The 23,940-nt window shown below is 67.3% G+C and carries 25 protein-coding genes; 15 read left to right on the plus strand and 10 right to left on the minus strand.

What is annotated here, in order from left to right; genetic code table 11:
* Positions 1–97 precede the first annotated feature (97 nt).
* Positions 98–1,342 carry a bifunctional phosphopantothenoylcysteine decarboxylase/phosphopantothenate synthase gene (locus ACM608_RS07075; protein ID WP_419682540.1) on the minus strand — a complete coding sequence of 415 codons (1,245 nt, stop codon included), beginning with the start codon at positions 1,340–1,342 and terminating at the stop codon, positions 98–100.
* A 192-nt stretch (positions 1,343–1,534) separates the two neighbouring features.
* Between ACM608_RS07075 and ACM608_RS07080 the strand changes: the two genes are divergently transcribed.
* Positions 1,535–2,785 (plus strand): P1 family peptidase, encoded by a 1,251-nt coding sequence (locus ACM608_RS07080; protein WP_419682541.1) that lies wholly within the window; start codon positions 1,535–1,537, stop codon positions 2,783–2,785.
* Positions 2,786–2,871: 86 nt separating this feature from the next.
* On the opposite strand, the gene ACM608_RS07085 is transcribed toward ACM608_RS07080, so the two are convergent.
* Positions 2,872–3,093, minus strand: a complete 222-nt coding sequence (locus ACM608_RS07085; RefSeq protein WP_419682542.1) for a hypothetical protein — start codon at positions 3,091–3,093, stop codon at positions 2,872–2,874.
* 159 nt (positions 3,094–3,252) lie between these two features.
* Here ACM608_RS07085 and moaB point away from each other — a divergent pair, with 159 nt between their 5' ends.
* Genes moaB through moaA form a run of 4 tightly spaced genes read left to right on the plus strand, consistent with a single transcriptional unit; the run spans position 3,253 to position 6,452 of the window.
* Positions 3,253–3,771, plus strand: coding sequence for a molybdenum cofactor biosynthesis protein B (moaB, locus tag ACM608_RS07090; RefSeq protein ID WP_419682543.1), 519 nt, complete (start codon positions 3,253–3,255; stop codon positions 3,769–3,771).
* Entirely contained in the window at positions 3,768–4,241 is a 474-nt protein-coding gene (gene moaC, locus ACM608_RS07095; RefSeq protein ID WP_419682544.1) for a cyclic pyranopterin monophosphate synthase MoaC, read from the plus strand. Before moaB ends, moaC begins: the two co-directional genes overlap by 4 nt.
* Complete coding sequence (locus ACM608_RS07100) at positions 4,238–5,413, plus strand: molybdopterin molybdotransferase MoeA (RefSeq protein WP_419682545.1); 1,176 nt, start codon at positions 4,238–4,240, stop codon at positions 5,411–5,413. Before moaC ends, ACM608_RS07100 begins: the two co-directional genes overlap by 4 nt.
* A gap of 43 nt (positions 5,414–5,456) precedes the next feature.
* The gene (gene moaA / locus ACM608_RS07105) at positions 5,457–6,452 is read left to right on the plus strand and encodes a GTP 3',8-cyclase MoaA (RefSeq protein WP_419682546.1); all 996 of its coding nucleotides are present in this window, start codon (positions 5,457–5,459) and stop codon (positions 6,450–6,452) included.
* Between the two features lie 128 nt (positions 6,453–6,580).
* Here moaA and lpdA read toward each other — a convergent pair whose 3' ends face one another.
* The 4 genes from lpdA to ACM608_RS07125 all read right to left on the minus strand — a co-directional run bounded on the left by lpdA (position 6,581) and on the right by ACM608_RS07125 (position 10,071).
* Positions 6,581–7,993, minus strand: coding sequence for a dihydrolipoyl dehydrogenase (gene lpdA, locus ACM608_RS07110; protein ID WP_419682547.1), 1,413 nt, complete (start codon positions 7,991–7,993; stop codon positions 6,581–6,583).
* Positions 7,986–8,177, minus strand: a complete 192-nt coding sequence (locus ACM608_RS07115; RefSeq protein WP_419682548.1) for a hypothetical protein — start codon at positions 8,175–8,177, stop codon at positions 7,986–7,988. The genes lpdA and ACM608_RS07115 overlap by 8 nt, the downstream gene beginning before the upstream one ends.
* A gap of 161 nt (positions 8,178–8,338) precedes the next feature.
* On the minus strand, positions 8,339–8,671 hold the full coding sequence (locus ACM608_RS07120) for an acyl-CoA thioesterase (protein WP_419685126.1): 333 nt from the start codon (positions 8,669–8,671) through the stop codon (positions 8,339–8,341).
* A 59-nt stretch (positions 8,672–8,730) separates the two neighbouring features.
* Positions 8,731–10,071 (minus strand): pyruvate dehydrogenase complex dihydrolipoamide acetyltransferase, encoded by a 1,341-nt coding sequence (locus ACM608_RS07125; RefSeq protein ID WP_419682549.1) that lies wholly within the window; start codon positions 10,069–10,071, stop codon positions 8,731–8,733.
* 124 nt (positions 10,072–10,195) lie between these two features.
* Here ACM608_RS07125 and ACM608_RS07130 point away from each other — a divergent pair, with 124 nt between their 5' ends.
* The gene (locus ACM608_RS07130) at positions 10,196–10,651 is read left to right on the plus strand and encodes a universal stress protein (protein WP_419682550.1); all 456 of its coding nucleotides are present in this window, start codon (positions 10,196–10,198) and stop codon (positions 10,649–10,651) included.
* A 59-nt stretch (positions 10,652–10,710) separates the two neighbouring features.
* Positions 10,711–10,953 (plus strand): hypothetical protein, encoded by a 243-nt coding sequence (locus tag ACM608_RS07135; RefSeq protein ID WP_419682551.1) that lies wholly within the window; start codon positions 10,711–10,713, stop codon positions 10,951–10,953.
* A 26-nt stretch (positions 10,954–10,979) separates the two neighbouring features.
* Here the strand turns inward: ACM608_RS07135 and ACM608_RS07140 are convergent, their stop codons facing one another.
* The 3 genes from ACM608_RS07140 to ACM608_RS07150 all read right to left on the minus strand — a co-directional run bounded on the left by ACM608_RS07140 (position 10,980) and on the right by ACM608_RS07150 (position 12,625).
* Positions 10,980–11,462, minus strand: a complete 483-nt coding sequence (locus tag ACM608_RS07140; RefSeq protein ID WP_419682552.1) for a GAF domain-containing protein — start codon at positions 11,460–11,462, stop codon at positions 10,980–10,982.
* A 106-nt stretch (positions 11,463–11,568) separates the two neighbouring features.
* Positions 11,569–11,982 (minus strand): alternative ribosome rescue aminoacyl-tRNA hydrolase ArfB, encoded by a 414-nt coding sequence (arfB, locus tag ACM608_RS07145; RefSeq protein WP_419682553.1) that lies wholly within the window; start codon positions 11,980–11,982, stop codon positions 11,569–11,571.
* Positions 11,969–12,625 (minus strand): RluA family pseudouridine synthase, encoded by a 657-nt coding sequence (locus ACM608_RS07150; RefSeq protein WP_419682554.1) that lies wholly within the window; start codon positions 12,623–12,625, stop codon positions 11,969–11,971. The genes arfB and ACM608_RS07150 overlap by 14 nt, the downstream gene beginning before the upstream one ends.
* Positions 12,626–12,783: 158 nt before the next feature.
* Here ACM608_RS07150 and ctrA point away from each other — a divergent pair, with 158 nt between their 5' ends.
* From ctrA to ACM608_RS07180, 6 genes are all read left to right on the plus strand, one after another.
* Positions 12,784–13,485 (plus strand): response regulator transcription factor CtrA, encoded by a 702-nt coding sequence (gene ctrA, locus ACM608_RS07155; protein WP_419682555.1) that lies wholly within the window; start codon positions 12,784–12,786, stop codon positions 13,483–13,485.
* Positions 13,486–13,659: 174 nt separating this feature from the next.
* Entirely contained in the window at positions 13,660–15,144 is a 1,485-nt protein-coding gene (locus ACM608_RS07160) for a circularly permuted type 2 ATP-grasp protein (RefSeq protein ID WP_419682556.1), read from the plus strand.
* Position 15,145: 1 nt separating this feature from the next.
* Positions 15,146–16,081: an alpha-E domain-containing protein gene (locus tag ACM608_RS07165; RefSeq protein ID WP_419682557.1), complete on the plus strand. Its 936-nt coding sequence runs from the start codon at positions 15,146–15,148 to the stop codon at positions 16,079–16,081.
* A gap of 172 nt (positions 16,082–16,253) precedes the next feature.
* Positions 16,254–17,084: a transglutaminase family protein gene (locus tag ACM608_RS07170; protein WP_419682558.1), complete on the plus strand. Its 831-nt coding sequence runs from the start codon at positions 16,254–16,256 to the stop codon at positions 17,082–17,084.
* Positions 17,085–17,300: 216 nt separating this feature from the next.
* Positions 17,301–17,867 (plus strand): peptidase, encoded by a 567-nt coding sequence (locus ACM608_RS07175; RefSeq protein WP_419682559.1) that lies wholly within the window; start codon positions 17,301–17,303, stop codon positions 17,865–17,867.
* A gap of 124 nt (positions 17,868–17,991) precedes the next feature.
* Complete coding sequence (locus tag ACM608_RS07180) at positions 17,992–18,537, plus strand: PEPxxWA-CTERM sorting domain-containing protein (RefSeq protein WP_419682560.1); 546 nt, start codon at positions 17,992–17,994, stop codon at positions 18,535–18,537.
* A 226-nt stretch (positions 18,538–18,763) separates the two neighbouring features.
* Here ACM608_RS07180 and ACM608_RS07185 read toward each other — a convergent pair whose 3' ends face one another.
* Entirely contained in the window at positions 18,764–20,836 is a 2,073-nt protein-coding gene (locus ACM608_RS07185) for a glycosyltransferase (RefSeq protein ID WP_419682561.1), read from the minus strand.
* Here ACM608_RS07185 and ACM608_RS07190 point away from each other — a divergent pair.
* Together ACM608_RS07190 and ACM608_RS07195 are read left to right on the plus strand one after the other, a co-directional pair.
* Positions 20,820–22,241, plus strand: coding sequence for a glycosyltransferase family 2 protein (locus ACM608_RS07190; protein WP_419682562.1), 1,422 nt, complete (start codon positions 20,820–20,822; stop codon positions 22,239–22,241). The two genes, ACM608_RS07185 and ACM608_RS07190, sit on opposite strands and share 17 nt — an antisense overlap.
* Positions 22,242–22,252: 11 nt before the next feature.
* The gene (locus tag ACM608_RS07195) at positions 22,253–23,935 is read left to right on the plus strand and encodes a glycosyltransferase (protein WP_419682563.1); all 1,683 of its coding nucleotides are present in this window, start codon (positions 22,253–22,255) and stop codon (positions 23,933–23,935) included.
* The last annotated feature ends 5 nt before the right edge of the window (positions 23,936–23,940 follow it).

Raw genomic sequence — 23,940 nt, forward strand, 5'->3', positions numbered from 1 at the left:
GCGAACCTGTCCGTCATCCCAGCGGAGGCCAGGATCGTTGTGATATAAGCGCCTGCGTTCGAAGCGACCCCAGCTTCCGCTGGGGTGATGACTGCACTCATGAAAGTTTCCCCGCCACCCAATCGGCCAGTCGAGAGGCGACCTCCGCCTTCGACAGCTTCGGCCAGCGATCGAGGCCGTCTTTGGTTACCAGCACCACGGTGTTCTCGTCGCCGCCCATGACGTCCCCCGAGACATCGTTGGCGACGATCGCGTCGCAGCCCTTGCGCGCGAGCTTGGCCTGCGCCTCCGCCTCGAGGTGCTGCGTCTCTGCGGCAAAGCCGATGACGAGGGCCGGGCGGCGCGGGTCGCGGGAGAGATCGGCAAGAATGTCGGGGTTTTTGGAGAGGGCCAGTTCGGGCGGGCCATCGCCCTTCTTCAGCTTCTGCGGTGCGGCATCGACCGCCCAGTCGGAGACGGCGGCCGCCATGATCGCGGCGTCAGCCGGGAGGGCCGATCGGACAGCGTCGGCCATCTCGCGCGCAGTCTCGACATCGACGCGGGTCACGCCGGCGGGGGTGGGGAGCGCGACGGGGCCGGCGACCAGCGTGACCCTGGCACCCCGCTCGGCGAGCGCTGCGGCGATGGCGAATCCCTGTTTGCCGGACGATCGGTTGGCGATGTAGCGGACAGGGTCGATCGGCTCGTGGGTTGGGCCTGCCGTGACGAGGATGTGCTTTCCGTGAAGCGCACCGCTCGTGCTGAGCGAAGTCGAAGCATGGGATGCAAGTGGGCCGCTGGTTCCCCGTCCTTCGACTTCGCTCAGGAGGAACGGGTGAGTGTTGATGGCGTCGAAAATCGCTTGCGGCTCCGGCAACCGGCCCGGGCCGTACTCGCCGCAGGCCATCGGCCCCTCATCCGGCTCCATCACCGTCACGCCGCGGGACCGCAAAGTTGCGACATTCGCCTGCGTCGCAGGATGCCGCCACATCCGCACGTTCATCGCGGGGGCCGCCAACACCGGCTTGTCGGTGGCGAGGAGGAGGGTGGTGGCGAGATCGTCGGCGATGCCGGCCGCCATCTTGGCCATCAGGTCCGCTGTCGCTGGCGCGACGACGATGAGGTCGGCCTGCCGGCTGAGCTGGATATGCCCCATCTCGACCTCGTCCTTCAGATCCCAGAGGCTGGTGTGGACCGGCTGCTCGCTAAGCGCGGCGAGGGTCATGGGCGTCACGAAATGCTGCGCGCCTTCGGTCAGCACGCAGCGGACGCTGCCGCCTCCCTTGCGGATCAGGCGGACGAGTTCGCTCGCCTTATAGGCCGCGATGCCGCCGCCGATGACGAGGAGGATGCGCTTGTTCATGCGCGAGCGGCTTTAGCGGCTTGCGTCGGCGATGGACAGATGTCGAACCTTCCGGCCGTTCGGGCTGAGCTTGTCGAAGCGCCAGAGTTCACCGTCTCACTTGGGCTTCGACAAGCTCAGCCCGAACGGACGGGAATGTGTTTTGGAAGCTGAACTCTGGACGCGGGCGGGAGCGCAAAGCAGAAAGGGCGTATGATCGCGCTCCTCGCCGCCCTCCTTCAGGCCGCCGCACCGGCCCCGCCCGCCGGCCCGGTGATCACCGTCACAGCCCAGCCGCAGCCGCCCGCGCCGCCGCGTCCGCGTGCGCGGGAGATCGGCATTCCGTTCGAGGGAACGCCGGGGCTGAACAACGCGATCACCGACGTGGGCGGGGTTGAGGTGGGGCAGGTCACGCTCGTGTCCGGAGAGGGGCCGCTGGTGGTGGGGCAGGGGCCGATCCGCACTGGCGTCACTGTCGTTTTTCCGCGTGGCAAGGTGAACCAGCAGCCGGTCTATGGCGGGCAATTCGACCTGAACGGCAATGGCGAGATGACCGGATCGGCCTATCTTGCCGACTTCGGGATCATCTCCGGACCGATCGGTATCACCAACACCAATGCGGTGGGGCAGGTCTATGCCGGCATCCAGGAATGGACCCAGCTGCAGACCGGGACCGCCGCCTGGCCGGTGGTGGCCGAGACCTGGGACGGCGATCTGAACGACATGGCCGGCTTCCACGTCAACTCCGACACCGCGATGGTCGCCATCGACCTCGCCAAGGGCGGGCCGGTCGAAGAGGGCAATGTCGGCGGCGGCACCGGCATGCAGTGCTTCGGCTTCAAGGGCGGGATCGGCACCTCCTCCCGCCGGGTCACGGTGGACGGAAGGAGCTACACCGTCGGCGTGCTCGTGCAGTGCAATACCGGCGACCGCGACGTTCTGCGCATCGCCGGCGTGCCGGTGGGTCGCGCGCTGGGGCAGCGTTGGCTGCCGTGCTACGACCTGAAGCTGTCGCCGCCCGACAAGATGCCGAAATGCGAGGCGGACGGCAGTGCCGGTACCAAGCCGCGCGATTCGGGATCGATCATCATCGTCGTCGCGACCGACGCGCCGCTGATGCCGGTGCAGTTGGATCGCGTGGCGAAGCGGGCGGCGATGGGGCTGGCGCGGCTCGGCTCCTATGCGGGTAGCGGTTCGGGCGACCTGATCGTCGCCTTCACCACCACGCCGGCCAAGGTGAACCACCCGGAAGCGCGGACACCCGATCCCGTCGCGTCGCTGGCGAACTTCACGATCGACCCGCTGTTCCAAGGCACGGTCGAGGCGACCGAAGAGGCGGTGGTGAATGCGCTGATCGCCGCGCAGACCATGACGGGCGCGAACGGATACACGGTATACGGCCTGCCCCAGGATCCGCTCCGCACCATCCTCAAGCGGTACAATCGGCTGGAGGGGCGGCGGTGATTCACCCGCATTCGTCACCCCAGCGAAGGCTGGGGTCGCTCAGGAGATGGCGATGCCAGCCTGCGCTGGCATGACGGAAGCAGGATTTAGATCGCCGAGGGGTAGCTGGAGCCCGTGCGCGTGCGGCTCGCCAAAGCGACGATCGTGAAGAGGATCAGCGCCAGCACCGGGGTTGCGGGAAGCATCTGGTCGCCGATACCGGCCGCCGCAGCCTGAAGCAAGCTCTTGGAAACAGAGGAATCGATCGCAGACGCGGGCGCGGCAAACGCAAGTGCGGATGTTGCAGCGCCTAGGAGAATACCCTTCATAACGCTCACTCCCTCGAACCAATCGCGGAAAACCGTCCTGTTTCGTTAACGACTCATATACCATAGCTTATGCTGCATTGCAAAACGGTGAAACCTTCGGAAACAAGTCGTGCGTTCTGCGGCACTTGCGCGGATCGCGGCAGGGTGTGAGGTGGTCGGATGGATGAAGTGGCAGCAGTCCCGTTGCATATCGCGATACTGACCGTTTCGGACACGCGCGACGCGGCTACCGATACCTCGGGCGCGCTGCTGGCCGATCGGATCGAGGCGGCCGGTCATGTCCTCGTCGACCGCGCGATCGTGCCGGATGACGTCGACATGATCCGCGTGGCCGTGGGGCCGTGGATCGACGATCCGGCGGTCGACATCATCCTGACAACGGGGGGGACAGGGTTCAGCGACCGCGATGTCACGCCCGAGGCGATTCGCCCGCTGTTTCGGCGCGAGATGGACGGGTTTTCCGTCGTCTTCCATCAGGCGAGCCTCGGCACCGTCGGTGTCGCCACCCTCCAGTCGCGCGCTTTCGCCGGGCAGACGGAGAACGGCACCTTCATCTTCTGCCTGCCCGGATCGACAGGCGCCTGCCGCGACGCCTGGGACCTGGTGCTGGGGAAGGAGTTCGACAGCCGGACCAAGCCGTGTTCGATCGTCATCCACATACCGAGGCTGAGGAAGTGAGCGGCCCGACCCATATCGACGCCGAAGGCCGCGCCCGCATGGTGGACGTGACCGAGAAGGCGGTGACGGCGCGGCGTGCGGCGGCGGCCGGCTTCGTTACCTGCAAGACCGAAACGCTGGCGATGGTGCGCGATGGGACGACGCCGAAGGGAGCGGTGATCGCCACCGCCGAGCTGGCCGGGGTGATGGGGGCGAAGCGGACGGCGGACCTGATCCCGCTCTGCCACCCCCTGCCGCTCACCAAGGCGGTGGTGACGATCATGGCGGATGAGGCGATGCCCGGTTTTGCGGTCACGGCGGAGGTGCGGACCAACGGGGTGACCGGTGTGGAGATGGAGGCGCTAACCGCCGTGTCGGTCGCCTGCCTGACGCTGTTCGACATGCTGAAGGCGGTCGATCGGTCGATGGTGATCGGCGGCGTCACCGTCACCGCCAAGGAGGGCGGAAAGTCGGGCAGCTGGCGAGCGTGATTTCCTTTGACGAGGCGTTCGACCGGGCTGTCGCGCTGGCGGAGCCGCTGGGTGCGGAGCGGATCGCGATCGGGGCTGCGCGCGGGCGCGTGCTGGCCGAGCCGGTGGTGGCGGCGATCGACAGCCCGCGCGCCGACGTTTCGATGATGGACGGCTATGCGGTTCGCGATGGCGAGACCGGGCCGTGGCAGGTGATCGGCGCGAGCTATCCGGGTGTGCCGTTCACCGGATCGGTGAAGGCCGGTCAGGCGGTGCGCATCTTCACCGGCGCGATGGTGCCGTCGGGTGCCGGGCGCGTGCTGGTACAGGAGATCGTCGCGTGCGACGGGGAACGGGCGGCGCTTTCCGATGTGTTCGGGACGAACTCGTGGATCAGGCAGAGGGCCTCTGATTTCGGATCAGGGACGGAGATGCTGGGGCCGGGGACCGTCCTTGACGCGGGCGCGCTGATCTTGGCCGCCGGGTGCGATGCCGGGGAAGTGATCGTGCACCGCCGGCCGCGCGTTCGGATCGTGACCACGGGTGACGAACTGACCGCGCCGGGTCAGGCAGCGGCGAACAACACGATGATTCCCGAGAGCGTCTCCATCGGCATTGCTGCCCTCTCTGATGCTTGGGGAGCCGTGGTCCAAGGCGCGGCGCGGATCGGCGACGAACTCGCGGCGATCGCTGCGGCAGCGGGCGAGGCGCTGGAGACGGCGGATGTGCTGGTGATGACCGGGGGAGCTTCGGTCGGCGAGAAGGATTTCGCCAAGGCGGCTGTGGTCGAGCACGAGCTCGAACTTGCCTTTAGCGGCGTGGCGATGCGGCCGGGCAAGCCGGTCTGGGCGGGACGCACCAAGGGGCGGGTGGTGATCGGCCTCCCCGGCAATCCCGGCTCCGCACTCGTGACGGCGCGGCTGTTGCTCGTGCCGATGCTGCTCCGACTGGGCGGCAGGCAGGCGGAAGATGCGGCGCAATGGGAGCAGGCGACGCTCGATGGCGCGCTGCCCCCCTGCGACACGCGTGAGACGTTCGCGCGCGGGCGGCTGGATCGCGGGCGTGTGCGGCCGGTGGCCAATCAGGATTCAGGCGCACAGGCGGCGCTGGCGCTCAGCAATGCGGTGATCCGGCAAAGGCCGGGAACGCCGGCACTGTCCGAGGGCGCACGTGTGGAGGTGTTGCGCTTCTAACCTGCCGATTGCCCTTTCCGGCAGGCGCATTACTTTCTGGCGGATGACGGCACGCAATCCCCTGATCGACGGCTTCGGCCGCAGGATCGACTATGTGCGCCTGTCGGTCACCGACCGCTGCGATCTGCGCTGCCGCTATTGCATGGGCGAGAACATGGTGTTCGCGCCGCGCCGCGCACTGCTGACGATCGATGAGATGCTGGTGCTCGGCCGTGCCCTGGTCGCACGCGGCGTGCGGAGGATCCGGCTGACCGGGGGGGAGCCGCTGGTCCGGCGCGGTGTCCTCGATCTGGTGCGCGGATTGGACGGGCTGCGCGGCGAAGGGCTGGAGGAGGTCACTCTCACCACCAACGGCACCCAGCTTGGCGGCATGGCTGAGAGCCTGTTCGCAGGCGGCGTGCGGCGCATCAACGTCAGCCTCGACAGCCGCGACCCCGCGCGTTTCGCGGAGATCACGCGGGGCGGGGACCTCGCCAAGGTGCTCGCCGGGATCGAGGCGGCGCGCGAGGCGGGGATGGCGATCAAGATCAACATGGTGCCGCTGGCGGGCATCAACGACGACGAGATCGCCGACATGCTCGTCTGGTGCGGTGCGGGGGGCATGGACCTCTCGCTGATCGAGGCGATGCCGCTCGGCGAGATCGAGGATGATCGCTACGCCCGGCACCTGTCGCTCGGCGTGGTCAAGGAAGCGCTTGCCGCGCGTTTCACGCTGATCCCGACGCTCTACCGGACAGGCGGACCTGCGCGCTACTTCGAGGTGGCGGAGACCGGGCGGCGGCTCGGCTTCATCACCCCGCTGACCGAGAACTTCTGCGCCGGGTGCAACCGCATCCGCATCGCCGCGACGGGCACCGTCTATGGCTGTTTGGGCCACGACCAAAAGGTCGAGTTGCGCGAGGTGCTGCGGAGCGAAGGCGGGGCGGGGATCGACGCGGCGCTCGACCGCCTCCTTGCGGGCAAGCCGCTCCGGCACGACTTCGACATCGCGGCAAAGGCACCGGCGGTTGCGCGGCATATGAGTGTGACCGGGGGGTAGGCGGGCTCCTTCGATACGGCACTTCGACTTCGCTCAGTGCCTACTCAGGACGAACGGACCTTTAAGGAAAACCGTTCGTCCTGAGTAGCCGCTGAGCCTGTCGAAGCGGCGTATCGAAGGATTGGCCGTCAGATATGCAGCGGGCGCCCCTCGGACGCGAGGACGCTCTCGTGCATCATCTCGCTGAGCGTCGGGTGCGGGAAGATGGTGCCGATCAGCTCCGCCTCCGTCGTCTCCAGCTGACGGCCGACGACATAGCCCTGGATCAGCTCGGTCACCTCCGCGCCGACCATGTGTGCGCCGATCAGCTCGCCGGTCTTCGCGTCGAAGATCGTCTTCACGAACCCTTCCGCCTCGCCAAGCGCGATCGCCTTGCCGTTGCCGATGAAGGGGAACTTGCCCACCTTGATCTCGACTCCGGCTTCCTTCGCCTTCTTCTCGGTCAGGCCGACGGATGCGACCTGCGGGCGGGAATAGGTGCAGCCGGCGATATTGTCGGTGCGGTTCTCGTGCAGATGGCCGTCATATTTGCCGAGCGCGGCGGCGATCGCCTCGGCGGCGATGACACCCTCGTGCATCGCCTTATGCGCGAGCCAGGGGCCGGCCACCACGTCACCGATGGCCCAGATGCCCTCGACATTGGTCTTGCCGTAGCTGTCGACCTTGATGTGGTTGCGCTGGTCCTGCCCGATCTTGAGGGTGTCGAGGCCGATACCCTCGATGTTCGGCACGATGCCGACCGCGACGATGACATGGCTGAAGTCCTCGACGGTCTCCTTGCCGTCCTTCGCCTTGATCGTTGCCTTGACGCCCGACTTGGACGCATCGATCTTGCTGACGCCGGTGCCGGTCAGGATCTTCATGCCCTGCTTGCCGAACGCCTTGGTGACGAAGGCGGCGACCTCGTGATCCTCGACCGGCAGCATCTGATCGAGCATCTCGACGATCGTCACTTCCGCACCCATGTCGCTGTAGAAGCTTGCGAATTCGCATCCGATCGCGCCGGAGCCGATGACCAGCAGCTTGGTCGGCATCTCCTTCGGCGTCATCGCGTGGCGGTAAGTCCAGATGCGTTCGCCGTCAGCCTTGGCGAAGGGCAGTTCGCGGGCGCGCGCGCCGGTGGCAAGGATGATGTGCGGGGCCTCCAGTTCGGCGGGCTTATCGCCGGTGACTGTGAGCTTGCCCTTGGCCGTGAGCTTGCCGACGCCCTCGTAGACGGTGATCTTGTGCTTCTTCATCAAGCCCTTGACGCCGTTGTTCAGCTGGTCGGCGACCCCGCGGCTGCGCTTCACGACGGCGGCGAGATCGACGCCCGCCTTCTCGACCGTCAGGCCGTAGGACGCAGCGTTGCTCATGTAGTGATAGATCTCGGAGGAGCGGAGCAGCGCCTTCGTCGGGATGCAGCCCCAGTTGAGGCAGATCCCGCCCAGCCGCTCCCGCTCCACGATCGCGACCTTCAGGCCCAGCTGCGCCGCGCGGATCGCGCCGACATAGCCGCCGGGGCCGGAGCCGAGGACGATGAGGTCGTAGGTGTCAGCCATGGGATGCTCCTGCGGGGAGAGGGGTTGCGAGCGCAGCGAGCAAGCTGGTCAGCACGCCCTCGGGATTGGTGAGGATGTCGTTGTTCCAGAAACGGAGGAGGTGCCAGAGCGCGGTTTCGGCGTCGGTCTGGTTGTGGCGGAGAGACTTGGCCCGGCTCCGCATCACCTTCGATACGGGCGGCAAGCCCCTCTCCCCTTGTGGGAGAGGGGTTGGGGAGAGGGGTCGCGAGCGATAGCGAGCGTCTCGCCCCTCTGGCGCTGCCGCCGGCATCGAGCCGACGTCACCGCCATCCCTCTCCCAACCCTCTCCCGCAGGGGAAGAGGGCTTTCGATCCGCTCGCTCCTTCATCCCCCAACTGGCCTCGGTTTGCCCTCGTCGTCGATGGCGACGAACGTAAACGTCGCCGCCGTCACCTTCTGGCTCTCGTGCTGGAAACGCTGGCGGCGCCAGGCCTCGACAGCGATCTTCATCGAGCTGCGGCCGGTCTGGGCGAGGCGGGCGTAGACCGATACGACGTCACCCACCGCCACGGGCCGCAGGAAGGTCATGCCGTCCGCCGCGATCGTCACCGCGCGGCCGCCAGAGACCTGCGCCGCCACCGAACCGGCCGCCGAGTCCATCATGCTCATCAGCCAGCCGCCGAAGATGTCGCCATAAGGATTGGTGTCCGCCGGCATCGCCACCACGCGAATGGCGGGGATGTCGTCCGGCGGAGTCTCGTCGGCCACGCTTTCGCTCAAGCAAGCATCCCCAGCGGGTTCTCCACCAGGCGCTTGAACGCGGCCATGAATGCGGCACCGTCCGCGCCGTCGATGGCGCGATGGTCGAAGCTTCCGGTGGCGGACATGATCGTGGCGATGGTCAGCTCATCATTCACGACATAGGGCCGCTTCTCGCCCGCGCCGATCGCCAGGATCATCGCCTGCGGCGGGTTGATGACCGCGTCGAAATTCTTGATGCCGAACATGCCCATGTTGGAGATGCTGGCGGTGCCGCCCTGATACTCCTCCGGCTTCAGCTTGCCGGCCTTGGCGCGGTCGGCAAGGTCCTTCATCTCGGTCGAGATCCTCGCCACGCCCTTGTTGTTGGCATCGCGGATGATCGGAGTGATCAGCCCACCCTCGATCGACACCGCGACCGAGATGTCGGCGCGGCCGAACTTGAACAAAGTGTCGCCGGCGAACTGCACGTTGCAGGTGGGGACCTCCATCAGGGCGGCGGCCTGCGCCTTGATCAGCAGGTCGTTGACGGACAGCTTCACGCCGCGTGCTTCGAGCCCCTTGTTCAGCTCGCCCCGCAGCTTGAGCAGCGCGTCGAGACGGATATCGACCGTGAGGTAAATGTGCGGAACGGTCTGCTTGGATTCCGTCAGGCGGCGCGCGATCGTCTTGCGCATACCGCTGAGCTTGATCGCCTCGGCAGGCACGTCGGCCGTCTCGGGTGCGAGGCCCGAGGGTGCAGCCGCCTTCTCCGGGGCAGCGGCAGGCGCGGCCTTCGCGGATTCAGGGGACGTCTCGGACTTGGCGGCGGCGGGCTTGGTGGCGGGCTTCGCGCCGTCCAGGTCAGCCTTGACGATGCGCCCGTTCGGGCCCGATCCGCTGATCCCGGCGAGGTCGATGCCTGACTGTTCGGCAAGGCGGCGCGCGAGCGGGCTGGCCTTCACGCGATCGTCTGCCGCGGATGCGGGCGCCGGGGCGGGCTTCGCCTCTGCCTTCGCGGCCGGTGCTTCCTGCTTCGAAACCTCAGACTTCGGCGCTTCGGCCTTCTCTTCCTTCACGTCGGCCTTGGCCTCGGTCTTCTTCGGTTCGGACGAGGCGGCAGCGGACGCGTCCTCGCCCTCTTCGGCGATGATCGCGATCGGCGCTCCGACCTTCACGCCCTCGGTGCCGGCCGGAACGAGGATCTTGGCGACGACGCCCTCATCGACGGCCTCGAACTCCATCGTGGCCTTGTCGGTCTCGATCTCGGCCAGGACATCGCCGGACGCAACCGTGTCCCCTTCCTTCACAAGCCATTTGGACAGCGTGCCCTCCTCCATCGTCGGGGAAAGCGCCGGCATCTTGAGCTCGACGGGCATCGGGACCTCGTTACTGTTGAGGGCGTCCGTCTCGGACGGAAAGCGCTGTCGGTCAACCCCGCGCACCCGCTTGCAAGGCGGGTGCGTTCGGATAACGGTCGCCGTCAACAGGAGGGCCTAAAGGGTGCGCATCTATCTCGTCGTGATCGACGAAAGTCCCGAATCGCGGGTTGCCCTGCGCTTCGCCGCTCGCCGCGCCATCAAGACCGGCGGCGCGGTGGAGATCCTGGCGCTCGTCCCGCCACAGGAGTTCGTCGCCTGGGGCGGCGTCCAGGCGGCGATGGAGGAGGAGGCGAGGCTGCGTGCGGAGGCCTTGGTTGTCGCGGCGGCGGGCGCCCTCTTCGAGGAAAGCGGGGTCGAGCCGAAGATCACCGTCTGCGGCGGCGAGCCGGTGGCGGTTGTGAGGGAGCTGCTCTCCAATCGTCCCGAGACGGCGGCACTGGTGCTCGGCGCGTCGGAAACCGGCGGGCCGGGCCCCCTTGTCAGCTACTTCGCGGGCTCGGCGGCGGGCACGATGTCTTGCCCGGTGATGATCGTGCCGGGCGGTCTCAGCGACGAAGCGCTGGATCGCCTCAGCTGACGTGATGCTGACGACCGACTTCGCATGGTGTAGAATGATCGCCGTAAGAGGAGCCGATTATGATTGGTATGGGTCAGGGTGAGGCGGGAGACGCCTGCCCCTTCACCTTCAATTTCGATCCCGCCACCTTCAAGGTCGGCGACATGGTCAGCTATCGCGTGACCGGCAGCCTCGCTGGTATGCCGTTCATGGGCACGCTGGCCGAGGTCCACGACGACCATGTCGTGATCGAGGCGGGCGACGAGCGCTATCGGGGCACGCGCGAGAGCAGACCGGTCGTTCAGGAGAGCGAAATCGGCTGATATAGGCCTGGCGGAGTTCCCGCTGGTCAGCCAAGGCGCGAGGCGAGCAACTCCATCAGCGCCTCGCACCCTGCCGCATCATCCGGTGTAAACCGGGCGGGCACGGGGCTGTCGAGGTCGAGCACGCCGATCAGCCGCTCGCCATCGAGGATCGGCACGACCAGCTCGGACCGCGAGGCGGCGTCGCAGGCGATGTGGCCGGGAAAGGCATGGACGTCCTCGACGAGCTGGGTTTCGCGGGTAGCGGCGGCGGTGCCGCACACGCCCTTGCCGAGGGGTATGCGGATGCAGGCCGCCTTGCCCTGGAACGGGCCGAGGACGAGTTCGCCGCCCGCCATCCGGTAGAAGCCGGCCCAGTTGAGATCGGGCAGGTATTCCCAGAGCAGTGCGGCGGCGTTTGCCATGTTGGCGATCGCGTCCGCCTCGTCCGCGGTCAGCGCGTCGAGGGCTGAGCGGAGGTCGGCGTAGAGCGCGGCCTTGTCGGTGGCGGTGATGTCGAACTGGTACATGGGGTCTCGCTTGTGGCCCGTGCTTCGACTTCGCTCAGCACGAACGGGGGATGGTTGAGGTTAGATATAGAATGACGTTCGTGCTGAGCGAAGTCGAAGCACGGGTTCAATCCAACGCCACCCGTCCGCGACCCTTCTTCACAGCCCCCCGCGCCGCCTTGGCATCCACCCGCTTCAACTTGGCGGCCCGGCTGGGCTTGGTCGCGATGCGCCGCTCAGGCCGGACGAAAGCCGCCGCCAGCAGTTCCGACAGCCGGGCGCGCGCATCCTCGCGGTTCGCCTCGCGCGTGCGGAAGCGGCGGGCGGTGATCAGGATCTCGCCGGCCGATGTCATCTTCGATCCGGCGAGCACCCGGAGCCGCGTATAGACTGGCGGCGGCAGGCGCAGCGCGAACACGTCAAGGCGCAGCTGGCAGGCGGTCGCCACCTTGTTGACGTTCTGCCCGCCGGGTCCGGTCGCGGCGAGGAACTTCTCCTCGATCGCATCCTCGGGGATGGGGAAGCGGTCAGGCGACGGCATCGGTAAAGCCTGCCGCCAGGAAGCTTTGCGGTAGCGGGGCGGTTGCGGCGACCGGCGGCTTCGGCCCACGCGGCAGGGTGAGCGCGCGGGCATGGAGCAGCATCGGCCCGCCCTTGCGTCCATAGACGGGGTCGCCCGCGATCGGCACGCCGATACCGCTCGCCGCATGGACGCGGAGCTGGTGGGTGCGGCCGGTCTCCGGGCGAAAGGCGACGAGGGCGCGGCCGTTGCTGGTCGCGATCACCTCCCAACGCGTCACTGCGCTCTTGCCCTTCGCGTCCGGCACCATCCGCCAGCCCGCCTCCCGCGTGGAGGTCTTGGCGAGCGGCATGTCGATTACGCCCGCGCTTTCGCCCGGTACGCCGTCCAGCACCGCCCAATAAAGCTTCTCGACCTCGCCAGCCTCGAACGCCTGCCCAAATCTCTTATGCGCCTTGGGGTTGCGCGCGAGGAGCAGGCAGCCGGATGTGTCGCGATCAAGACGATGCACCGGAAGGGGGACGCGCTGGAAGCCCATTCGCAGCGAATCCAGATGGTTATGGACGGACAGCGCCCCGTCGCGACTCGGATCGACGGGGAGACCGGCGGGCTTGTCGACGATAATTGCTTCGCCGTCGATGAACAGGATGTGCTCGTTAAGCATTATAGCCGCATAGACGAACGCACAGGCCAACGCATCACGCTGGTAATCTGACTTAAGTGGGTGTTAACCTTTTGCGTTCACAAAGGCGCTTAACAGGTGTCCGGGACCGGCGAGGGGACCGTCTGGACGATCCACAGAGCGGATGAAGGAATTGTGACATGCGCGTACTGCTGATCGAAGACGAACCCACTGTCGCCAAGAGCATCGAGCTGATGCTCGCCACCGAGGGGCTGAACACGTACACGACCGATCTGGGCGAAGAGGGCTTGGACCTCGGCAAGCTCTACGATTACGACATCATCCTTCTCGACCTCAACCTGCCGGACATGCACGGCTATGACGTCCTGAAGAAGCTGCGCGTCGCCAAGGTGCAGACGCCCGTCCTGATCCTGTCCGGCAATAACGAGATGGACTCCAAGGTCCGCTCCTTCGGCTTCGGCGCGGACGACTACGTCACCAAGCCCTTCCACCGCGAGGAGCTGGTCGCCCGCATCCACGCCGTCGTCCGCCGCTCGAAGGGTCATAGCCAGTCGGTCATCCGCACCGGCAAGCTGGCGGTCAACCTCGACGCAAAGACGGTGGAAGTGGACGGCAACCGCGTCCACCTGACCGGCAAGGAATACGCGATGCTGGAGCTGCTGTCGCTCCGCAAGGGCACGACGCTCACCAAGGAAATGTTCCTGAACCACCTCTATGGCGGCATGGACGAGCCCGAGTTGAAGATCATCGACGTGTTCATCTGCAAGCTGCGCAAGAAGCTGTCGCTGGCCTGCGGTGGCGAGAACTACATCGAGACCGTCTGGGGTCGCGGCTACGTGCTGCGCGAGACCGAAGAGGGCGAGGTCGCCCAGGTAGCCTAAACCGGCTCTACCGGGGGTAAACGGCCGCCGCGGTCCCATGCAGGGGCTGCGGCGGTTTGCGTTTCGGATCAGCGTAAGGACCCGCTTCGGTTCCCGTCCGTTACCCGTCGTTCAGCACATCTCTTGTGCTGTGCAGCAAAGCGTTGCAGTCTCATGGCAACCGAGCGGAGGAATATGGCGGCGAGCGGGGCTTTCGACGAAATCTGGGGGAAGAGCGCCGGTGGAGAGCCGCGCGCCGGTTTTGCTCCGCTGACCGAGTGGATGGTGACGACGCCCCAGTCCGAACTCAACCGCCGGCAACAGGCTGCGGAGGCTGCGTTCCGACAGCTCGGTATAACCTTCGCCGTCTATGGCGAGCAGGAATCCGCCGAGCGGATCATCCCCTTCGACATCATCCCGCGCATCTTCACAGCGCGCGAGTGGACCGCTTTGTCCGAGGGGCTGGTGCAGCGCGTCGAGGCGCTCAACGCCTTCATGCGTGACGTCTACGGCCCGCGCCGCTGCATCGCCGACGGCATCGTGCCGGAGGAGCTGATCCTTCGAAATCCGCAGTTCCTGACGCAAGTGGCGGGCGCGAAACCGCCGCATGGCATCTTCGCCCATATCTGCGGCATCGACCTGGTCCGCACCGGCCCGGACGAGTTCTTCGTGCTGGAGGACAATGCCCGCACTCCCTCCGGCGTCTCCTACATGCTGGAAAACCGGGAGGCGATGCTGCGCCTTTGTCCCGAGCTGTTCGAGATCTTCGAGGTGGCGGCGGTCGACAGCTACCCCGATCGCCTGCTGGAGACGATGCAGTCGGTCAGCCCGCGCGCCAAGGGCAAGGACGCCGTCTGCGTTCTCCTCACCCCCGGCCATTTCAACTCCGCCTTTTACGAACACAGCTTCCTCGCCGATGCGATGGGGATCGATCTGGTCGAGGCGGCGGACCTGGAGGTCATCGACGACGTCGTCTGGATGCGGACCATCGAGGGTCCGGTGCGGGTGGACGTGATCTACCGGCGGATCGACGACGAGTTCATCGATCCGCTCGTTTTCCGGCCCGATTCGATGCTGGGCGTGCCCGGACTGATCGCCGCCTATCTGGCGGGGAACGTCGCGCTGGTGAACGCGCCCGGCACCGGCATCGCCGACGACAAGGCGATCTACAGCTACATGCCTGAGATCGTGCGTTATTATTCCGGCGGCGAGCCGAAGCTGCCGAATGTCGAGACCTATCGCTGCCGGGAGCCGCAGGCGCTGCAGTATACGCTCGACAATCTCGAGAGGCTGGTGGTGAAGCTGGTCGATGGTTCCGGCGGCTACGGCATGCTCGTCGGCCCGACCGCCAGCAGGGGGCAGATTGAGGAGTTCCGCGCCGCGCTCATCGCCGAGCCGCATCGCTACATCGCCCAGCCGACGCTCGCGCTGTCCACGGTGCCGACCCTGGTGGAAAGCGGCGTGGCACCGCGCCATGTCGACTTCCGCCCCTTCGTGCTGACCGGATCGGACAGGGTGCGGATCGTGCCCGGTGGCCTCACCCGCGTCGCGCTCAAGGAAGGGTCGCTGGTGGTCAATTCGAGCCAGGGCGGCGGCACCAAGGACAGTCTGATCCTGATGGACACGCCCGATCAGGCGCAGTTCCCCGGCTTCCAGGTCCAGCGCGGATTGGGTCGCTAAGATGCTGTCACGTACCGCATCCTCGCTCTACTGGATGGGCCGCTACATGGAGCGGGCCGAGTTCACCGCGCAGCTGGTGGAGGCGACGCTTCGTCTCGACGCACTCTCGCCGCGACCGGCTGGCGCCGAGGCCTGGGCCAGCGCGCTGCATGTCGCCTCTTCGGACCTCGGCTTCCAGGCGACCGGCGACCCGCTCAGTCCGCTCAGCGTCAACCGCTACCTGACGCTCGCGCGCGAGAACCCGAGCTCGATCCGCAGCTGTATCGAGGCGGCGCGCACCAATGCGCGGGCCGTCCGCACTGCGCTCACCCGAGAGGCGTGGCTGGCGATCAACCGCGCGTGGATGGGGTTGCGCGATCGCTCCAGTCCAGGCGGCGCGCAGGCGACGCTCGCGCTGGTGGAGGACGTGAAGGCCGAGGCGCGGGGCTTCGAAGGGGCGCTGCACCGGATGCTCCGCAACGAGGCGAACTATTTCATCTCGCTGGGGCAGGCGATCGAACGGTCGGACAACACCGCCCGCCTGCTCGACGTCAAGTACCACCTCCTCCTGCCGGAGGGCGAACAGGTCGGCGGCACCGTCGATCGTGACCAGTGGACGGCGATCCTGCAGACCGTCTCCGCCGTCACCGCCTACCGCTGGCTCTATCGCGAAGGACTTCAGCCCTGGCTGGTGGCCGAGCTGCTGATCCTGCGGCCGGAGATGCCGCGCTCGCTAGTCGCTTCGGCCGAGCATATCGTCAGCCTCCTCAACCGCCTTAGCCAGCGCCTCGGCAGGCAGGGCGAGGCCGATCGGCTGGCGAAGGCGCGGCATACCCGGCTTCGTCAGGCGACCACCGACGGCGTTTTTCAGTCCGGATTGCACGAGTTCCTGCAGGCGCATGTCGCCCGCAACGCGGAGCTGGACGCGGCGATTGTCCAGCAGTTCAGGTTCTCGTGATGGAGACCCGCAACAATCCTCCCCCGCCAGGGGGAGGTGGCGCCGAAGGCGACGGAGGGGGAGGGCTGCGGCATCCTTTCATCTTCGGGTTCACCGCCGTCCTCCCCCTCCGTCAGGCGGCGCCTGCCACCTCCCCCTTGCGGGGGAAGATGCTGTCTTCCGGATCTGCCTGATGCGCCTGTTCGTCAACCACCGCACCGAATACCGCTTCACCGAGGCGCAGCGCCGGATCGTGCAGCTCCTGCGCGTGACACCCGCCAATTTCGACGGGCAGAACATCATCGACTGGCAGATCGACGTCGATTGCGACGCCCGGATCAGGGCGGGCCGGGACGGCTACGGTAACGAGACCGCGATGCTCTACATCGACGGACCGGTCGATCGCCTGACGGTCACCGTCTCGGGCGAGGCGCTGACCGAGGACAAGGCGGGCCTTGTCGCCGGCGCGCCCGAACCGCTGCCGGCGATGGTGTTCCTGCGCACGACTCCGCTCACCCGCGCGAGCGGCGCGATCGGCGCGCTGGCGCGGGAGGCAAGCGGGGCGGAGAAGGGGATCCTGGCCAGGGCGCATCGCCTTAACCAGCTGATCTTCGAGCGGCTGTCCTTCGACAACACCCGCATGGATGTCGAGCGATCGGCCGAGGACGCCTTTGCGCTCGGCCACGGCGTCTGCCAGGATTTCGCGCATATCTTCGTCGCGGCCGCCCGCGCCATGAATGTGCCCGCGCGCTACGTCTCTGGCCATCTCTACCGGCACGACGGCGCGCAGTTCCAGGAGGCGAGCCATGCTTGGGCGGAGGCCTATGTCGAGGACCTCGGCTGGATCGGTTTCGACGCAGCTAACGGCATCTGCCCGGACGATTCTTACATTCGCGTGGCAATCGGGCTTGATTATCGCGAGGCGGCACCGCTTTCTGGCGCGCGGATTGGCGGCGGAGTCGAGACGTTGGACGTCGGGGTCAACGTGGCTCAGACGCAGACGGCGCTCCAGTCCCAGAGTTAAGATTTCAAAGCCGGGGGGCTAGAGCGTACACGATGACCTATTGCGTCGGCATGCTGGTGAAGGACGGCCTCGTCATGATGGCCGACACGCGCACCAATGCGGGCATCGACAACATCTCGATCTATCGGAAGCTGCATGTCCTGGCCGAGGGGTCGGATCGCCTGATCGTGGCGCTGACCGCCGGCAATCTGTCGGTCACCCAGCTTGTCCTGTTCGATGCTGGCCGAAGGGATGCCGCCGCTGGCCGACGGCGACGCCCCCCGCCGCCTCGCAGACATGCCGTCCATGTTTCGCGCGGCGCAGCTGGTGGGCGAGGCGATGGCCCATGCGCGCGAGGATGTGCGCGAGGCGCTGGAGGCGGAGAAGGTGTCCGCCGGCATTTCTATGCTGGTCGGCGGGCGGATCGGTGACGGGCCGCTCAAGCTCTACATGCTCTACGCCGAGGGCAATTTCATCGAGTGCCAGCAGGACCAGCCCTTCCTGCAGATCGGCGAGACGAAGTACGGCAAGCCGATCCTCGACCGTGTGCTCACCTGGGAGACGCCGATCGACGAGGCGGTGAAGGTCGGGCTGATCTCCTTCGATTCGACCATCCGGTCCAACCTCGCGGTGGGGCGTCCGATCGACCTGATCGTCATCCCCTCCGATCGGACGGACACGGTGGTGAAGCGGCGCATCGCCACCGACGATCCCTATTTCAACGACCTGTCTGCCCGCTGGTCGATGCTGCTGAACGAGAGCCGTGCGACCATTCCGGCGCCGCCGTTCATGATGGGGCTGTAGTCTCGCGAGAAGACAGGCAAGTTGATCTGCTTTGTGCCGAATAAGGACCTCAAATCGCCCTTAACCACTGGTTAATCGCGCCCGAACTGCTACGCCCCCGAGACTGAATGATCGGGGGGACTTCATGAACAAGTATATGTTGGCGTTGCTTACCGCGACCACGCTGGTTGTTCCGGCGGCTGCTCAGGCGGCGGTGACCGTGACAACCTATGCCGTCTCCGGCACCTTCGCGTCCGGCCCGTACACGACGCTGAGTGGCACGTTCGCCACGTCCTACGACGATGTGACCAGGGCCTTCACGCTGACAGCTGCCGACTTCAAGGTCGGCAACACCAGCTTCACCGGCGTGAACACCGCGTTCACGACGCAAAGCAACGGCGCACCGAACTTTTTCGGCAGTTCTCCCAAGGTCGCCACGCTGACCGCCAACACCGACGGCTTCTGGATCAATGTCTATGCGCAGAGCGGTGTTCTGAAGAAGACGGCGAACATGCAGTTCGGCTACAGCACCGTCGACATCGCGGTGCCGAAGTACACGACCAACTGGACGATTACCCCCGCTGCGCCAGCCGTGCCGGAACCGGCCAGCTGGGCGATGATGATCGCCGGCTTCGGCCTGACCGGCACCGCGATGCGCCGCCCCGCGCGGGTTTTCGCGCTGATCGCTTAAGACCGCCTCTCACGTCCGTTCGGGCTGAGCTTGTCGAAGCTCCAGTGCACCCGTGGTGTCGGCACTTCGACAAGCTCAGTGCGAACGCCGTAGTGCCGGTTCTGAGAACTGATCGGTCGATCGAAAAGCGGCCTAACCGTATCGCGGTTCCAGTCCCCGTTCGCGCTGAGTTTGTCGAAGCGCCAGCGCAGCACTTCGACACGCTGAGCGCAAACGGCGGTCTGGCTTACGGAAATGCGATCATCGGCGCGTCCAGCGGGGCCGCGAACGCCTCCAGCGTGTGGCGGAGCATCGTTTCCACCGAATAATGCTGCACCGCGCGTTCGCGGGCGAGGGCGGAGATATGCGCCCGATCCGTGACCGGCATGGCCGCGAACGCCGCCAGCCGCGCCGCCGCCTCTTCCGGATCGATCGTCTCGCCGCCATCCAGCACATGACCGGTCACACCGGGGATGATCGTCTCCGCGGCCGCACCGGCGGGTGTCGTTATCACCGGCAAACCGGCAAGTTGCGCCTCGATTAGCACATTGGGCGTGCCCTCGAACCGGCTGGTCAGCATGAAGGCGTCCATCCGCGACAGCCAGTAGCCCACCGCCGCCGATCGACCCGTGAAAAGCACCCGATCGGCGATCCCCCGCCGCGCCGCGAACTCCTGCGCGGCGCCGCGCAACTCGCCATCCCCGACTAGGATGAAGCGGGCGTCGGGCAGGCGTGCAGCCAGCCGGTCGGCGATGGCGAGCCAGTCGATCGGCCGCTTGTTCGCGTCGAAGCGCATCACGCCTCCGACGGTGAAGCCGCCGCTCGTCCGTTCGTCGAACAGCCGCCAGCGCTCCTCGTCATCCGGACTGGGCGCTATGGGCAACGGATTGACGCCGTTCGGCACGACCCAGCCGGTCCTTTCCGGCAGGCCCAGCCATTGCTCGTACCGCCGCGCCGCAAGCGCCGAATTGGCGGTCAGCGTTACGCCGGGCGAGGCGAGGAGCGCGCGGTAGATGGGGATCTGCTCCTCCTTGAACCGGTCGGCGCGGTCGCTGGGCGGCAAGGTCCGAACGTTGAGGACAATGCGCGGCACCTTGGCCAGCAGCGCGGCAAGCCCGGCGGCGAGGATCATCCCGTCCTGCCAGATATGCACGACATCGGGCGCGAGATAGCGGAGGAGGTCGGTCAGATGCTCCACCCCCTCGCGCACCCGCTCGGGCAGTTCGCGGATGGCGGCGCGCTCCCCGGCGACGACCGAGAGTGACGGTTTACCGCCATATCTCGGCGCAGCGAGATAGCCGGTCACCTGGATGCCCTGCGCCGTTAGGGCGGGCATGAAAAAGTCCTGCCCGCGTCGCGGGTCGAGCTTGCGGCACAGCACCGAAACCGGACCGGTGAAGGCGCGATCACCGATCATCCGCCCTTCCTTTGCCGCGCGGTCGAGGGCGAGGGCGCTCGCCACCAGCTGCCGCTCCGCCCCGCCGCCGCCAAGCGTGCCGCCGATCATCACCACGGAGCCTAGCTGCCCGTTGGCGATGCGCGGCGGATGGGCGATGCGCGCGGCGACGGTGCGGGCGAGGAGGTCGTCGAGCACCGTCCGCCACACGGGCGCGCCGGTGAAAGCGAGGCGTGGGAAGCTCTTCTGGAGCCGGTCCAGCTCAGCCCTCAGCCGCTCGCGTTGTGCGTGGACTTCAGCGTCGCCTTCAGTCCCCGAGGCCGCTTTCACCGCCTCCGCGATCAGCCCACGCTCCTCCAGCAGGCGGATCAGGCGAAGGCGGGTCTCGCCGTGGTCGGGGCGCAGCGCCACCGCCCGACGACACGCCGCCTCCGCCTCCTCATGGCGGCCGAGCACCTCCAGGGCGAGAGCCGCCATCAGCAGCCTTTCGGGATCGGTGATCGCCTCGGCATCGCCGAAGCGGCGGCGGTACTGCGCCTCCGCCGCCTCCCGCCCGAGTGCCTTGGCGGTCAGGCGAAAGGCCTGCGTCGCCGCCTCGACCGACCGCGGAAAGCGCGCCGATACGCCGCGCCAGGCGCGCTGTGCCGCGCGGATGTCGCCCTTGCCCTCAAGCAGATGGGCGACGATCCGCTGGACATGCTCCTCCTCCGGAAAGCCGGCCGCGAGTTCCAGCGCGCGGGGGAGCGAGGCGGCGAAGCTGCCGTCGCCATGCGCGGCACGCAGCAGGTCGCTCGCCTGCCGACGCGCGCTCGCCGCATCGAGTCCGCCGATCGCCGGATCGGGAAAACCGGGGGCGAGCGCGTCCTCCAGCAGATCGCCGGTGCCCGCCTCCGATTGCGCCGGGAACGTGAAACTGTCACTCACGCGTCATGGCTTACGCGGGGCGCAACGGCTGGGCAACGTGCCGCTGATCTCGGACGCGATGCTCGGCCGGCTGGTCCGCGCGCCCGTCGCGGCGATCCGGCTGGCGGCGGCGCGCAAGGCGGCGCGGCGGGCGCTGCACGCGGTGGCGCTGACCGGCGCGCCGGAGGATGCGGCGGTGCTGGCGCTGCTGGGGCTCCACAGCGATGCGGCGGAGGCCGAAGGGCGCGATGCCGAGGCGCGTGCCGGCGTGATGGTCGGGCGTGCCGCGCTCGGCGCGCTGCCGACGCGGGGAGAGGCGAGGGCGCTGCCCCTCGAATGGCAGCGGCGGTTGGCGGCGGTAGCAGCGGTGCATGATCCGGCCTTTGCGGCGGAGGTCCTGGGGCCGGGCTCGGATCAGGCCGCGTGTCTTTACGCGATCGGACCGGGGACGGCAGCGCCGGTGCTGGAGGACTTCGAGGGGCGGGATGTCGCGGCCATGCGCGCTGGGGTAATGCTGACGCGAGGTACATTCCGAGAAGCGCGGGCGGCGCTGAACGCGGCGTTCGAGGCGGATGGCCTGGCCGGACCGCTCGAGATCTCCGACGAGCCGCTCGACATTCACACCCTCAACACACTTCCGCCCGCCGTCCGGGCTGAGCCTGTCGAAGCCCCGGCGCTGGCCCTTCGACAGGCTCAGGGCGAACGGCGTGGGGGAGACGATGCCGCAGAAACAGTCTCCGTCATCGTCCCGCTCCACGACAACGCCGCGACGATCCAGACAGCCCTCCACTCGCTCCTCGCGCAAACCCATGCCAACCTCGACATCATCGTGGTGGACGACCGCTCCCGCGACGACGGTCCGCAACGCGTCGCCAGCCTCGCCGACCCTCGCATCCGCCTGATCCGCAACAAAGGACCCAGGGGCGCCGCCGCCGCGCGCAACGCCGGATTGGCCGAAGCTCGCGGCACCTTCATCGCCTTCCACGACGCCGACGACTGGGCGCACCCCGAGCGGATCGCCCGCCAACTCGGCCGCATGGGCAGCGCCGGCTCGGTCGCCGGGCACTTCCGCATGGACGAGGACGGCATGCCCATCGCCCCGCGCGTCTTCCCCTTCGTCCGCCTCTGCCCCATTTCGATGCTCATCCGCCGCCAAGCCTTCCTCGCAGCCGGTCCGTTCGAGGAGGCGCGTACCGGCAGCGATGCTGAAATGCTGGCGCGGCTCGACACGTTTTACGGGCGCGGCGCGATCCGGCGCGACCCGGCGATCCTGACGGTGCAGCTGTGGCGCCCGGGTTCGCTCAGCAACGATGGCGGCATGGGCCTTTCCAGTGCCGACCGCTACGCCTACCGCGCGGCGTGGATGCGGCGTCATGCGGCGTTGTGGCGGGCGGGCGGCTTGCCAATGGCCGTGCCTGCTTCGTAAGCCGCCGGGGAATGACCGACCACGATCCGCCCGAAGACGCCGCAGCCCTGCGCGCGCAGCTTTCCGCCGAGATCGAGCGCCGCCGGGAGCGGGACCGGGAACTTGTCGAGCAACGCGCTCGCGCCGATGCGGCGGAGGCGCAACTCGGCAACATCCGCCTGACTCTGTCCTACGGTTTGGGTCAGGCGCTCGTCGAGGCGCTGACCTTGCGCGGGCTTTTGCGCTTGCCGATGCGGATCATGGAGTTGCGCAAGCGACAGCAGGCGAAGCGGGGGCGCTTGCCGGCGCATTATGCAGGCATCCGCGCGGCCGAGGCGATGCGGATGGTGCCGCAGGACATCGAGGCGATGGACCGCGACGCGCTGATCGCCGCCGCCCGCGACCTGCAAGGTGGGTCGCCCGTCGAACGCGCGCGGGCGCTTGCCGAGATCGCGCTGGCGCTGGTCAGGTTCGATCCGGCCGAGGCCTTGCGGATCGGCGAAGAGGCAGCGGTGGTGCGGCCAGACGAACCCCGGCTCTTCAACCTGGCGATGGCGCTTCACGGCGCGGGCATGTTGGATGGGCCGCTGCGGCTGCTGGAACGTATCGAGGGAAAGCTGCCCTTCTCGACAGCCATGTCTGCGCGCCTTAATGCGATACGTGCGGAGGCGGCTGCCCCGGCACCCTATCCGGGGCGACCGGAGCGGATGCAGAGTGCCGGGAATGTTCTCGTGGTCATCGGAGAAGAGGCCTTCTCTGACGGGGGAGCGGATGCGTATCGCGCCTTTGCCGCCGCTCGGAGCGCAGCTTGTCAGCTCTTCGTCGTCACAGCTGAAGTCGGGGAAGTGCGATCGTTCGAGCGATCGGGGGTCATCGTGAGCGTTGGCGGAGCCGCCGACCTGCCGGGTTCGACCGGGATCGCCCACGTCGTCGGACTTGAGATGGAAGTGCCAGTCCGACACCTCCTCGCCCAAGGAACGCGCGTGCTGATCGACACGATGTATGTGCCAGTGGTGGAGGGGACGGAGCGGGCCGTCGCACGGGGCGTCCGTCTCGCAGCGCTCCTCGCCGCCGCCGACCGCGTAATCGTCCGTTCGGAAGCGGCGGCTGTGGAGATCGCGCGGCTTATTCCAGACGCAAACCCCTTGGTCGTTCCTTCGGAAATCCCAGTGTTGGAAATCGGCGAGGAACGCCTGACCGACTTACGCCGTGAGTTGGACCTTCGTCCCGAAAGGCCGGTGATCGTCTGCGCCGGACCCTTGATCGACGATCCCGGCCTGTTCGACCTCATCGAGGCGCACGCCGACGTCGGTCGACCCGACCTTACCCTGCTCTTCATCGGAACCGGTCCGGCCGCGCCCGCACTGGCCCGGGCGGCCGCACGTCGGGGGATCAGCCGCAATGTGATCTTCGCCGGAACGATCCGGCCGGAGGACATGCCCGCCTATCTTGCCCTCGGCCAGATCGTCGCCGTGCCGCATCGAGGCGAGGCTGCCCGCCGGGCTGCCGAGGCGCTGGTCTTCGCAGAGGCGATCGGCGTGCCTTGTGCCGCCTCCTCTGCGGCATGGGCGTGGAGCGGATTGCCGAATCAGGTCGCCGCTGACGACCGCGAAGCAATGGTCACGATCCTCTCCGGTCCACTCCCCCGGACGACGAGATCGGAACGACAGCAGACGCCGGACTTCTCAGCGATTTACGCTGCAATGCAGCACTAGCTGAG

Origin of the sequence: Sphingomonas sp. ID0503, assembly GCF_048565625.1 — a bacterium.
In the GTDB taxonomy this organism is placed as follows: Bacteria; Pseudomonadota; Alphaproteobacteria; order Sphingomonadales; family Sphingomonadaceae; genus JBLZUR01.